11 protein-coding genes are annotated in these 11891 nt (G+C 48.4%); 4 read left to right on the top strand and 7 right to left on the bottom strand.

What is annotated here, in order from left to right:
* Window positions 1-62: 62 nt before the first annotated feature.
* The 4 genes from LZG72_RS18165 to LZG72_RS18150 form a co-directional block, all read right to left on the bottom strand.
* Window positions 63-425 (bottom strand): glyoxalase, encoded by a 363-nt coding sequence (locus LZG72_RS18165; RefSeq protein ID WP_233875707.1) that lies wholly within the window; start codon window positions 423-425, stop codon window positions 63-65.
* A gap of 20 nt (window positions 426-445) precedes the next feature.
* Complete coding sequence (locus LZG72_RS18160; RefSeq protein WP_233875705.1) at window positions 446-1117, bottom strand: DUF3575 domain-containing protein; 672 nt, start codon at window positions 1115-1117, stop codon at window positions 446-448.
* Between the two features lie 119 nt (window positions 1118-1236).
* On the bottom strand, window positions 1237-2481 hold the full coding sequence (locus LZG72_RS18155; protein WP_233875703.1) for a PQQ-dependent sugar dehydrogenase: 1245 nt from the start codon (window positions 2479-2481) through the stop codon (window positions 1237-1239).
* A gap of 200 nt (window positions 2482-2681) precedes the next feature.
* Window positions 2682-5132: an ABC transporter permease gene (locus tag LZG72_RS18150; RefSeq protein WP_233875701.1), complete on the bottom strand. Its 2451-nt coding sequence runs from the start codon at window positions 5130-5132 to the stop codon at window positions 2682-2684.
* Window positions 5133-5411: 279 nt separating this feature from the next.
* Here LZG72_RS18150 and LZG72_RS18145 point away from each other — a divergent pair, with 279 nt between their 5' ends.
* Entirely contained in the window at window positions 5412-5651 is a 240-nt protein-coding gene (locus tag LZG72_RS18145) for a hypothetical protein (protein WP_233875699.1), read from the top strand.
* A gap of 97 nt (window positions 5652-5748) precedes the next feature.
* Window positions 5749-5925 (top strand): DUF3606 domain-containing protein, encoded by a 177-nt coding sequence (locus tag LZG72_RS18140; protein WP_233875696.1) that lies wholly within the window; start codon window positions 5749-5751, stop codon window positions 5923-5925.
* A gap of 323 nt (window positions 5926-6248) precedes the next feature.
* Here the strand turns inward: LZG72_RS18140 and LZG72_RS18135 are convergent, their stop codons facing one another.
* The gene (locus LZG72_RS18135; RefSeq protein WP_233875694.1) at window positions 6249-6788 is read right to left on the bottom strand and encodes a DUF2911 domain-containing protein; all 540 of its coding nucleotides are present in this window, start codon (window positions 6786-6788) and stop codon (window positions 6249-6251) included.
* A 277-nt stretch (window positions 6789-7065) separates the two neighbouring features.
* Here LZG72_RS18135 and LZG72_RS18130 point away from each other — a divergent pair, with 277 nt between their 5' ends.
* Both LZG72_RS18130 and LZG72_RS18125 read left to right on the top strand, forming a co-directional pair.
* Complete coding sequence (locus LZG72_RS18130) at window positions 7066-8307, top strand: Tm-1-like ATP-binding domain-containing protein (protein WP_233875692.1); 1242 nt, start codon at window positions 7066-7068, stop codon at window positions 8305-8307.
* Between the two features lie 4 nt (window positions 8308-8311).
* Complete coding sequence (locus tag LZG72_RS18125; RefSeq protein ID WP_233875690.1) at window positions 8312-9172, top strand: phosphoenolpyruvate hydrolase family protein; 861 nt, start codon at window positions 8312-8314, stop codon at window positions 9170-9172.
* A gap of 98 nt (window positions 9173-9270) precedes the next feature.
* On the opposite strand, the gene LZG72_RS18120 is transcribed toward LZG72_RS18125, so the two are convergent.
* A complete protein-coding gene (locus LZG72_RS18120; RefSeq protein WP_233875688.1) occupies window positions 9271-10575 on the bottom strand; it encodes a Gfo/Idh/MocA family protein in 1305 nt (434 codons plus the stop codon).
* A gap of 275 nt (window positions 10576-10850) precedes the next feature.
* Complete coding sequence (locus LZG72_RS18115; RefSeq protein WP_233875686.1) at window positions 10851-11831, bottom strand: alpha/beta hydrolase; 981 nt, start codon at window positions 11829-11831, stop codon at window positions 10851-10853.
* Window positions 11832-11891: the final 60 nt, after the last annotated feature.

Genomic DNA, 11891 nt, shown 5'->3' with positions numbered 1-11891 from the left:
TTAAAGGTAGGAACGTCGCCCGCGAGTTTCAGGAAAGCGAATCATTCGCTGGTGGGGATCTCTTAAGAAAACGCGCCGAAATGCCAGAGGATCCCGGCTGGGTCGTGCAGGAAACATTCTTTGCCCCAGGAATCGGTGCGCGTGGGTGTGAGTTTTACGCCTTCGTATTTTTCAGCCAGGTTTAAAGCCAGCAGCTCATTATAGTAGCGGTCCGCATCGTCCACTTCCAGGAAGATCATGGTATTTTCGATCCATTCTTTTGCATAATAATCCTGCAAGTAGAATGCTAGCTGCCTGATTTTGAATACAGATAATTTTGGGTCAAGTATTGTTTCCTCGAAACCGAGATCGCGGTAGAAACGTCTCGATACCTCAAAATCTTTAGATCCGATAAAAGGTCGGATCGATGCAGCTTTATGTTCCATTTGATAGTGATGTTGATGTGTTATTGCCAAACCAGCATGCCAAACTTTATTCCAAGTGAAACGACCGGTGTGAATTTTTTGCCGGGGTAGAAATTCTCGACTTCAAAAAACGGATCGTAAAATTCCTCCGTCGGGTTTTCAATTTTTGAATACGTCACGTTTGTCCTGGCCAGTCCTAAGCCGGTATACATATCGATCGTCAGGCGTTTTGGTATCAAAAATTTCACTCCTATTTTTCCCACCATACCCGTTTTCTTTTTGCTGAAATGGGCACTTTCGAAATGCATCTGCGTGCTGTCCGAAAGATAATGAGAGTTTTTTCCGAGCTGCCGGTTTGCATTGGAAACAAATCCTTCCGCCGCAGCATACCACCCCATTTCGTTCCTTTTCAACCAATAGAATTTAACCTCGGGACGGATCTCCATCATGTTGTATCTTTTAGAGTTTCCGGGGCTAAATGGCGTATTGTACGATAATGCGCTCGTGCCGGCGCCCAGGCTCAGCCCGAAACTCCACCTTCCACTCGTCATGTACTCAGCACCAATCCGCAGCGACGGATCGGGGAATACCAGTGCGATCGGCATGATATGCACGTCCAGATTGGCATCGTTAAGATATTTTCGTCCCTGCGCAAAACCGTTGACGGATGCCAGAAATGCAAGTGCGGACAACAGGATCGAAATGGTTTTCATAGCGTAGTTTAGATGGGAAATTTAGTAAAAGAAATTCACATGTACCAAACTGTCGGCAATCGGTTACAATATCTTAATGCAACCTTCGAACCATTTCGACCCAAGCCACACGCTTGCCACTACTTTTTATAAACCCGATATAACCGACCCTGGTCTGTTACTGCATAGAGTGCGCCGTCTTTGCCTTCGGTTACGTCACGGAAACGCTGACCTTCACCGGAAAGAAGTCTTTCTTCGCCCACGACTTTGTTGTTTTCGATGACAAGTCTGGCGATGTGCATGCTGCTCAATCCACCGATGAACAAGTTATTTTTCCATTCAGGGATGCTGTCGCTGCTGTAAAAGGTTATGCCGCTCGGAGAAACTACCGGGTCCCAATAGTATACAGGTTGCTCCATTCCTTCTTTTACCTGGATGGAGTCTCCGATTTTTTTGCCGCTGTATTCGATCCCATACGTGATGGTAGGCCAGCCGTAGTTTTTGCCTGCCTCAATGCGGTTCAGCTCGTCGCCGCCTCTCGGGCCAAATTCCACTTCCCACAAATCGCCCGTAACCGGGTGAAATGCAAGGCCCTGCACATTGCGGTGTCCGTACGAATACAGTTCCGGCTTGGCACCTGCTTTTCCTTCAAATGGATTGCCCGAAACCGGTTTTCCATCTTTGGTAATGCGGATCACTTTTCCGAGGCTGGAATTTAAATGCTGTGCCTGCGGTCTTGAAACGGTATCCGAACGTTCGCCGGTACTGATGACCAGGTCACCTTTTTTGTCAAAAAGTATGCGTCCGCCGTAATGCAAATTGCTCGGGAACGCAGGGGTAGCGCGGTAAATGACCGTCGCGCCTTCGATTTTCTTTTCGTCGGCCGAAAGTTTTCCTTTGGCTACTGCAGTGAGGTTACCGCCCGGGCGGGCTTCCGCAAAAACCCAGTATACCATTCTGTTATTCTCAAAATCAGGATCGACGCGTATTCCCAGTAAACCACCTTGTCCCTCCGCATTCACGGCCGGAATGCCGGTAATCGGTGCGCTCAAAACGCCGGCGGTAGTCGCAATGCGCATGGTACCTGCTTTTTCAGTGATGATCAGGCGGCCATCGGGCAAGCTGGTGATTCCCCACGGGTTTTTCAATTCGCTGGATAAAACCTTACCCTCATATGCTGTAGTAGATTTAATGCCACTGATCCTCGTCTGGCCCTCAAATGCAGGTTTGTAAGCGGAATTGGCTTTTTGAGTTTCAACGGGTGCGCCGGCGGCGGCGGCAGTGCTGTCCTTGTCTGAACCTTCGGCATTATCCGCTGTTTTTTGTTGGCAGGATGAGAAGGCAAAAATAGCGCCGGCAAGAATTAACAGAATACTTTTTGTCATTGGTTTCTAAGTTAAGAGGTGTATAATAAGCCAGATCCGCGATGAGCGTTTCTGTACAGTTTTGATAACGGCAAAGATAGTGTGTTACTTGTTCTTGGCGGGTTATTTGTAAAAAGAGGTAACCCGGAAGCCAGGTCACCTCTAAAAAGTTAATCACATAAGTTCTGTTCGGCCACGTTTCCTGCCGCTTGCTCCGGACATTACTCTGAATGCAGAGACTTCACAGGATTGGTTAATGCAGCCTTGATACTCTGAAAACTCACCGTCGCGAACGTAATCACAATCGTAAGTATCCCCGCGACTCCAAAGATCCACCACGCAATGTTGGTTTTAAATGCAAAGTTTTCCAGCCACTTATTCAGGACGTACCAGGAAACGGGGCTGGCGATAATGAATGCGATGATCACCAAAATCACAAAGTCCCGCGCCAGCAGCTGCACGATATTCGGTACGGTGGCGCCCAGCACTTTCCGGATGCCGATTTCCTTGATCCGGTGCTGGGTCACGATGGATACGAGGCCGTATAATCCCAGACAGGAGATCAGGATTGCCAATCCGGCGAAGTAGCCGATGAGTTTACTAAGCCGCTGTTCCCTTTCGTATGCATTCGCGATGCTCTGATCCAGAAATGCATAGTCAAATCCTTTTTCCGGAAACTGTTTGTCCCATTCTCCGCCGACATAGGATAATGTTTTTTCCATGTTCCGGGGCGAGAGTTTAATGGAGATCTGTGTCAGCAGCGGCTGGTCGATGTGCATGAGCATTCCCTGGATCGGGTTCTGAAGCGATTGATTGTGGAAATCCTTTAATACGCCCACGATCCGGCCTTGTTTTCCTTCCATCACCAGTGACTTATTAATGGCTTCCCCGGCCGATTTCCAGCCCAGTTGTTTTACACCTGTTTCGTTGATCAGAAAACCGGCATTTTTATCCGTTGAAAAACGGTCGGAAAGGTCGCGGCCGGCAGCGAGTTTCAGGTTATAGGTTTTAACAAAATTGAAATCAGTCCCGAGCGTACCTATGAAAAGATTGCTTTCCTGCGTTTTTCCCTCCGGTACCACATTTCGCTGAACAAGCCCCGCGCCCATTCTTTCTGTGGAGAACGTCACTTCCGTAACCGAGGGATTTTGAAGTATGGTTTCTTTAAATGTCTTTAAACGGAAATAGGCACTGTCGTTTCTCGGCGCAAAAACATTCGTAATCTTCTCGTTCCGCGCATTCGCAGTAATCATGAAGTCTTTGTCAAAACCCATAGGTTGCTCCATGAGGTAGTTCAACTGTCGGAATGCGACGAATGCGCCGATAATCAGCACAATGGATGTGACAAACTGAAAACCCAACAAAACATGTCTGAGCGTGCCGCCTTTTGCTTTTCCACTCACAAAGCTTCCTTTCAAAGTGGCGATCGGCTGGAAACGCGAAACGAAAAATGCAGGATAACTTCCCGAAAGAAGCCCGGCGACAACCGCGATCCCGACAAATGCAAAGAGGAATAATGGACTGGAAAACAGGTACGTAAATGTGAGATTCTTGTCGGTGAGATGATTTAGTGCCGGAAGTAACAGGCTGATTAACACCAAGGCAAAAAACAATGCAATGCCGCTCAGCAGCAAAGATTCTCCCAAAAACTGTGCGACGATCTGACTTTTTTCGCTACCTAATGCTTTGCGAATGCCTACTTCCCGCGCCCGTTTCAGGGAACGCGCCGTGGACAGGTTTACGAAGTTGATGCAGGCGATCAGTAACGTCATAAACCCGATGCCCAGGAAAACATAAATGTACGTCATGCTTCCCGAAACTTCCTGATTGGATTCCACTTCTGCATTCAGGTGAATGTCGGTCAGCGGCTGTAACGTGTATTCGATATCCTTTGCCAGTTCCTTGTCGGCGTGTGTCGCCAAAAACTTCGGCAATCGTGCGTTAACCGTCGCCGGGGATCTGCCCGGACGCAGCAGTACATAGGTCGAAGAATGCGTGATCACCCAGTTTTGCGGCAGATTGGTACGCACGAGCTCACTTTCTGTCGCAAACATGGTTTGGTAGTCCGAGAGTAAATCGATGCGGATGTGGGAGTTGTCGGGCAGTTCTTTGATTACGCCCGTGACTTTCAACGGATGTTTTCCCTCATAAATCAAAGTCCGGCCCAGGGCGTTTTGTCCCCCGAAATATTTGCCCGAGATCTTCTCTGTGATCACTACTGAATATTTGTCTTTCAATGCAGTCCGCACATTGCCTTCTAAAAACTGAAACGAGAAAATATCCATCAGACTGGAATCGGCGAAGTAAAAATGGTCTTCATCAAACTTGACCGGCCGCGTATTGGAATCGGTAGGGACTTCGATGGTCGCATTGCTCCGGTAAACCCTGGCCGACGTTTCGATCTCTGAGAAATAATCAGGCAGCAATGGCGACGCGACTGCCGGGGTCAAGCCGATAAACTGAGAGTACCCGGCGAATTTGGGCATGTAATTGAGCCGGTAAATCCGATCGTATTTGGCATGAAAAGTATCGTAACTCAGCTCATGGCGAACAAAAACCAGGATCAGAAAACAGCAGGTCAACCCGACGGTCAGCCCCAGGATGTTGATAAAAGAGAAACTTTTGTGTCGCAGCAAGTTCCTCTGAGCGATTTTGAAATAGTTCCTGAACATGGTGGTCAGAGTTGCGGTTTACCAATCCTTTGTCAGTACAATAATGCGCCGATAATTCTCGAAAAATAAATGCTGTCGGCATACAACCTCGTTCATCGACAAACGACCAAAAATGGCCATTACGCATAGTGGTGACCGTTCTGTTTTTGGAAATGCCGCAGCCCGGACAGGAAAAAATAAATGATGTGCTTGTGGGATCGGACCAAAATTTTGAGTAAACTATTGACGTTTTTCAGGAAGTTTGGTCATTTATTTCAGGACTAAAATAATATTGATTTTATGGATTCGAATCTGGAGCAGAAGCGTAGGGAGCTATTTGAACTTCATAAGGCCAAAATCGGCACAGACGCCCCGTTGATGCGGAGACCTGTGGTCGTTGAGACGAAAACGGAAGTTCAGAAGAAAGAACCCGTCACAAAGAAAAGCAAGATTAAAATCGCGGTGATTGCGGTGACCTCCGTGGTTGTCATCGCCGAACTTGTGTTCCTGGCAAAAGAGGCAGGGTGGTTCGGTAGATGAACGCCCGGTGCGTTGTGTAATCGGGAACCCAATCATTCGAAATACGCAAACCGGTACGGTTTTTTATAGTTATGCGATACAATCAAACATTGCAATCATGGCTGACGACAAAACCAAAAAAGGGCCGGCAGATAGCAGCCGGATCAACCTGAGCGAAGACTATGAAGTATCTTACTGGACTGATACGCTGGGTGTTACCAGGCAAGAGCTGGAAGAGGCGGTAAAAGCCGCCGGACCTTCGGTGGAAGCTGTTAAAAAACATTTGAAGAAGTAGGAAATACCGGGTGAGAGATCGGGTGCAGTTTGGTCTGGCGGCCACTGGCCCGATTTCCCACCTCTTTTGTCGCAATCACACCCCGGGAGTACTTTTTTGAGGCATTAGCTTTGTGATGAACAAACCATTCATCCGGCATGCTTTCAACTCCGAAAACCGAATACCGCGAGGAGCGGCACTATTTGGGAATTACAAAAACCGTACACATGCACGACATTCCACACGTGCTCCGGGTAGAGTAATTGCCAGAATGTGAGTGTAAAACAACAGAAGCTGCCCGTTCGAGGCAGCTTCTGTTGTTTTAAATAAAAATGAGATCGCGATTATTTGATGGAAACGGGCACCTCGGTGTTTTCCCAACGCAGCACAAAACCGGTTGATGTTACTTCGTAGGCCAGCTTTTCATTTAACGATGCACTTTTAGCCGGTTTTGCGGTTACGGTAAGAACATCTTTCGACGCGTCTTTCGAGGTGTCGCCACCACGTTTTATACCCCACTGGCCGGTCTCGGAATTGAAAACAAAAGACCATTCGTTGGCACCCGGAATGGCGTAAAGGCTGTATTTGCCAGCGGGTAATTTCTTGCCGCCCACCGTAATATCCTTGTCGGTCTCGAATATCGTCGCTTCGTTTGCGCCTGCTCTCCATACTTTGTCATAAGGTACCAGGTCGCCAAAAATCTTTCTTCCTTTTACAGAAGGGCTTGAATAATTGATCGTTACCGTTGCACCTCCCACTTTTCCGGAAGCGGTTTGCGGAGGACTTGGGCGGCTGGCCTTGTCAGCCTGGGCGAAAGCGAATGTGGTCATGAACAGACCCACGAGTGTGAGCATTAGTCCGTTAAAAATTACTTTCTTTTTCATGTGATTATTTAGTTAACTGAATCAATCAAATGCAAAAGCCTACAACCCGATCCGGATACCCATCAGGTCTCTGGATTAGTTACTTATACGGATCAGGTTGCAGCAGGTTAAAGAAAAAAAGCGATCTTCACAACCGGATATAGTCGCTGAAAAAACTCAACTTCATCATGACCGGTAAAGCTCTTTTAATGAGTGATATGCAAAACGAATGGTTCTCCGATGCGGCATATCTCGAAAAATCAACTGGTGTTTTGTACAGGATCAAAGCGGTCGGAAAATGAGTTACGGTCCCGATAAGAAATCCATCCTGGTTATGGGTTGTTTTGATACCAAAAGTGAAGCATTTGCTTACCTCCGAAGCTGTATTTTGGCACTGGGGGAAGAGGTAATCACTATTAATACCGGCGTTTTAGGCACCACAGAAGATTTTCCGGTGGATTTCGAATCTGACCAGGTGGCGCAGGAAGTCGGATACCGCATTACAGATCTGAGAGAGAAAAGGGACCGTGGACATGCGATGGATGTGATGGGCGTCGGCGCGGCGAAAATCGTGGGAAAGCTGGTGAACGATGGTCTTGTCAAAGGAGCGATCGGGATGGGCGGCGGCGGCGGGACCTACATCGCATTGTCTGCCATGCAGGAAATCCCGCTCGGCATTCCAAAACTTTGTCTTTCTACACTTGCTACCAAAGATCTGACGAGGCAGATTGGCCACAAAGACATTACTTTGATGCCCTCGGTCGTGGATGTGGCGGGATTGAACAGTATTTTGAAGGTTTTGATCAAACAGGCTGCCGGTGCTATCGGCGCGATGGCGGGTTCCGCAGCACTTTCCGGATTGTCGCCACGGGGAAATATCGCGATCAGTATGTTTGGGAACACCACTCCCTGCGTCGACCAATGCACGGAATTGTTGAAAAAACGCGGGTATGAAGTACTCGCATTTCATGCGAACGGCGTCGGTGGAAAAGCCATGGAAGCCCTCATTTCAGAAGGCTGTTTTGAAGCGGTACTGGACATTACGACCACGGAACTCGCGGATCATCTTTGTGATGGCATTTGCAGCGCGGGGCCGGACAGGCTTACCGCCGCCTCGGAAAAAGGTATTCCACAGGTTATCGTTCCCGGTTGCCTGGATATGGTGAATTTCGGGCATCTCGATACTGTTCCGCAGCATTATAAAAACAGAAAATTATACAGCTGGGCGCCGGATGTGACATTAATGCGGACCAATGCCGTAGAAAATGAAATCCTTGGAAAGGAGCTGGCCGAAAAAGTAAATGCATCCGGCGGCCCGGTTTCCATTATTTTGCCCAAAAATGGCATTTCGCAGGTGGATCAGGTCGGAAGTATATTTTATGACCCGGAAAGCGATGATGCTCTTTTTGAATCAATAAAAAAACATGCAGGCGAACATGTGACGGTTATGGAATGTGAAATGCACATCAACGATGCGGCTTTTGCAGATTTACTGGTGAATAAGTTACTTGAATTGATTATCAATACTCATAAATCTTAAAACAATGCCAAATCCGTGGACAGGTAAGGGAAATCCTTATACGAAAGAGGAAGTGCGCGCGCGTCTTCGTGCAACTGTTGACCAGAAAAAGGCCATTATCGCAGCCGGTGCCGGTACCGGGATCAGTGCCAAATTCATCGAGAAAGGCGGTGCCGATCTGATCATCATTTACAACTCCGGCAGGTTCAGAATGGCGGGGCATGGATCCACGGCGGGACTGATGGCGTATGGGGATGCCAATGCGGTGGCAATGGAGATCGGGGAGTTTGAAGTGTTGCCGGTGGTGGAAGAGGTACCCGTCATCTGTGGGGTTCATGGTTCGGACCCGCGTCGCAGAATGTGGCACCATTTGCTGAAAGTAAAAGAAATGGGTTTTTCCGGAGTGAATAATTTCCCGACGCATTCCATTGTCGACGGACATTTCAGGCAGGTACTGGAAGAAACTGGGATGGGTTTTGCAAAAGAAGTGGAAATGATCCGGCTGGCAAGTAAAATGGATCTTTTCTCCATCGTTTACGTGGCAACACCCGACGAAGCGAGGCAAATGGCGGAAGCAGGCGCCGATGCGATCATTGCGCACGTGGGAACTACGGTGGGCGGTTCAATAGGAGTTGTTAATGCCTCGGTAACCATGGATCACGCCGTTGAAACGACACAGAAAATTATGGATGCGGGCAAAGAAGTGAACCCCGACATTTTCTTCCTTGCTCACGGAGGCCCGGTAAATACACCTGAGGATGTGCGGGTTATACTTGAAAAAACAAATGTGCACGGTTTTGTAGGGGCATCGTCGCTGGAAAGAATGGGAGTAGAAGAGTCGCTCACCAATCTGACGAGGGATTTTAAGGCGTTGACTTTGCGGTGATATGTGATATGTGAGATGTGAGATGTGAGGTGTGAGATGTGAGATGTGAGAGACTTGCCAGGTTTATAAAACCTGGCAAGCCTTCTTTTTTAAAATCATCAGGTCGGCATTTTGTAACCGTTGTGGTATTCTTTTTCGATCAGTTTGTTTGCGCCAGCGTCGTCGAATTTTCCTTTTTCGGGATTCCAGTTGATCTTTTTCCCGGTACGGTAAGCGATGTTGCCCATTTGAGACAATATAGCCACTGTTGCACCTGCCTGGATCGGCGCATTCAGATCTTCCAGTTTTCTCGAACGGATTACTTCAATGAAGTTTTTAGCATGCAGGTCCAGACCATTATCGGATGCGTTTTGCACCGCGACAGCCTCCATTTTCTTGCCTTGTGGCACTACTTCCCAGCTTTTCCGGTCGAGCAGGAGCGTTCCGTTTTCGCCCAGAAATGCAATGCCGTGTTCACGTCCATATACTCCCGCACCGTACCCGATCACGTGTTCCCACTGAATATTGTAATTGCCAAAATCAAAAACAGTGGTCATGGTATCCGGCGCGTCGACGCCAAAATTAAATGCCTGCGTTCCGGTTGCCATCACACTTTTTGGTGCGCCTGCCTTCATGCCGAGTAATGCATAATCGAGCAAATGCACGCCCCAGTCGGTCATGATACCACCGGCATAGTCCCAATACCAGCGGAACTTACCGTGAAAACGGTTTGCATTAAACGGTCGTTTTGGCGCTGGGCCGAGCCACATTCCATAGTCGACGCCAGCAGGCGCAGCAGTGTCGGGCAGGTTGGTGAGCGGCGTGCCGTAATTGAAATACCCCCAAACCTTGACCATACCAATCTTCCCAAGCTTCCCCGAATGCACAAATTCGACTGCGTCCCGGAAATGTTTCTGGCTGCGCTGCCATTGACCTACCTGCACCACACGGTTGTATTTCTCCTGTGCAGCGACCATCGCGCGGCATTCGGCAATGGAGTTTCCGATCGGTTTTTCCACATATACATCCTTCCCAGCCTGGCATGCCTCGACCATCATCAGGCAATGCCAGTGATCGGGAGAGCCGATTACTACCGCATCAATGTCTTTGTCTTCCAGTAGCTTACGGTAATCACCATAAGTTTTTACTTTGGTACCTTTTGCTGCCAGTTCTGCCGCGCGTTTGTCGAGCACATTCTTGTCCGCATCGCATAAGGCCACGCATTCCACACCCGGATTTTTGAGAACGGCATTCAGGTCGGCCCAGCCCATTCCGTTGATCCCGATACCGGCTACGCGTATTTTGTCAGCAGGTGAAAAGAGCTTTGGAAATGCAGATAAAGGATTTGGTAAAGCCGACGAAAGGCTCGCACCTGCAACAATCGCCGAAGCCGAGCTAATGAATTTTCTCCTGGAAGTGGTCATGAGGATAAGCGAAAAGGTGGCCGGTTGGATTGTGGAATATTATAAATAAAAAGGCATTTAATGCTACCTGTTTACTTGCACGGTCTCACCCATAAAAGCATTAAATTGTGCATTCCAAATCCCCTGAGCCTTTATGTCGCCCCTAAACCAAATCTATCCACATTTTTTACTGAATTCAAATGTCTTCATTGTTATCCTGATAGTGGCATTTTTCGTGATGGGTTGCAAACGCGAAACTTCGGAAAGCCGGAAATGGCGTATGGTTAAATGATTTATCAAATCTTTTTCATTGCTCCGATCACAATATTGTCGGCTTGTTGGAGCTCATCAGCCTCCGGAAGCAGACCTAGCAGGTTATGGATTTGACCCGGAAAACACCTGTAATGAACCGTTACCCCTGCTTTTTGTAAACGGTTGGAATACGCAAAACCTTCGTCCCGGAGCGGGTCGAACTCCGCAGTAATGATCACCGCCGGCGGCAGTCCATGGAGATCCTCCCGCTGTATCGGCGCCACATCAGGGTTCCGGATGTCGACGTCTGGAGCATAAAGCTGCATGTAATACTGACAAAACTTTTTTGTTAAAAAGTATCCGGACGCATATCGCTGGTAAGACGGATATTGGTCTGCGTTGCGCGGATTATCGGTCGATGGGCAGTTCAGGATCTGCAGTTTGATTTTGCCGACTAATCCCGCGTCTTTGGCCTTCTGGCAGACTACGGCTGCAAGGTTACCGCCGGCACTGAGCCCCAGCACGATGATCCGGCTGGTATCGCCGCCGTATTCGTGGCCATGTTCGCTGGCCCATTTGAAGGCATTAAAAGCGTCATTCACCGCCGCTGGGAACGGGTGTTCCGGCGCGATTCTATAATCGACCGCAATTACAAGTGCATTGTAAACCTTAGCCTGGCGCCAGCATTCGTATTCCATAAACGAGAGCATCGGCGTTATGAATCCGCCCGGGTGAAAACTGATGATAATGGGCAATCCGGTTTGGTGGCCGGGGTTATAGATCTGAATTGAAACACTGTCAGAAGAAACTCTGAGCTTTTTTACGTCTGTAGCCGGAAACGCAGGCGGCGTGATTTTCCGTTCTTTAATCGCTTCTACAGAAACCGTCGGGGCGGCGGGAAGGTCGGAGAGAAATGTTTTGAGGCTTTCGGCGACGCGTGCATCAAGTATACCCGTTTCACAAGTTTGCGCGACAACCGGCCAAAGCGCGATCAGAATCAGAATAGCTGTAAGTGTCCGTTTCATTTTATTTCAATTTTGGTCTGAACAAAATTGAAATAACGGCCGATGTGATCACTGGTATAA

It is taken from the genome of Dyadobacter sp. CY323 (assembly GCF_021390245.1).
Taxonomy (GTDB): Bacteria; Bacteroidota; Bacteroidia; order Cytophagales; family Spirosomataceae; genus Dyadobacter.
This window is presented reverse-complemented; position numbering and strand designations above follow the sequence as displayed.

Excerpts from the sequence above, each read along its gene's own strand:
- LZG72_RS18145 (WP_233875699.1), top strand. The coding sequence starts at position 5,412 with ATGGATTCGAATCTGGAGCAGAAGCGTAGGGAGCTATTTGAACTTCAT.
- LZG72_RS18155 (WP_233875703.1), bottom strand. The coding sequence starts at position 2,481 with ATGACAAAAAGTATTCTGTTAATTCTTGCCGGCGCTATTTTTGCCTTC.
- LZG72_RS18125 (WP_233875690.1), top strand. The coding sequence starts at position 8,312 with ATGCCAAATCCGTGGACAGGTAAGGGAAATCCTTATACGAAAGAGGAA.
- LZG72_RS18115 (WP_233875686.1), bottom strand. The coding sequence starts at position 11,831 with ATGAAACGGACACTTACAGCTATTCTGATTCTGATCGCGCTTTGGCCG.
- LZG72_RS18140 (WP_233875696.1), top strand. The coding sequence starts at position 5,749 with ATGGCTGACGACAAAACCAAAAAAGGGCCGGCAGATAGCAGCCGGATC.
- LZG72_RS18135 (WP_233875694.1), bottom strand. The coding sequence starts at position 6,788 with ATGAAAAAGAAAGTAATTTTTAACGGACTAATGCTCACACTCGTGGGT.
- LZG72_RS18165 (WP_233875707.1), bottom strand. The coding sequence starts at position 425 with ATGGAACATAAAGCTGCATCGATCCGACCTTTTATCGGATCTAAAGAT.
- LZG72_RS18120 (WP_233875688.1), bottom strand. The coding sequence starts at position 10,575 with ATGACCACTTCCAGGAGAAAATTCATTAGCTCGGCTTCGGCGATTGTT.
- LZG72_RS18130 (WP_233875692.1), top strand. The coding sequence starts at position 7,066 with ATGAGTTACGGTCCCGATAAGAAATCCATCCTGGTTATGGGTTGTTTT.
- LZG72_RS18160 (WP_233875705.1), bottom strand. The coding sequence starts at position 1,117 with ATGAAAACCATTTCGATCCTGTTGTCCGCACTTGCATTTCTGGCATCC.
- LZG72_RS18150 (WP_233875701.1), bottom strand. The coding sequence starts at position 5,132 with ATGTTCAGGAACTATTTCAAAATCGCTCAGAGGAACTTGCTGCGACAC.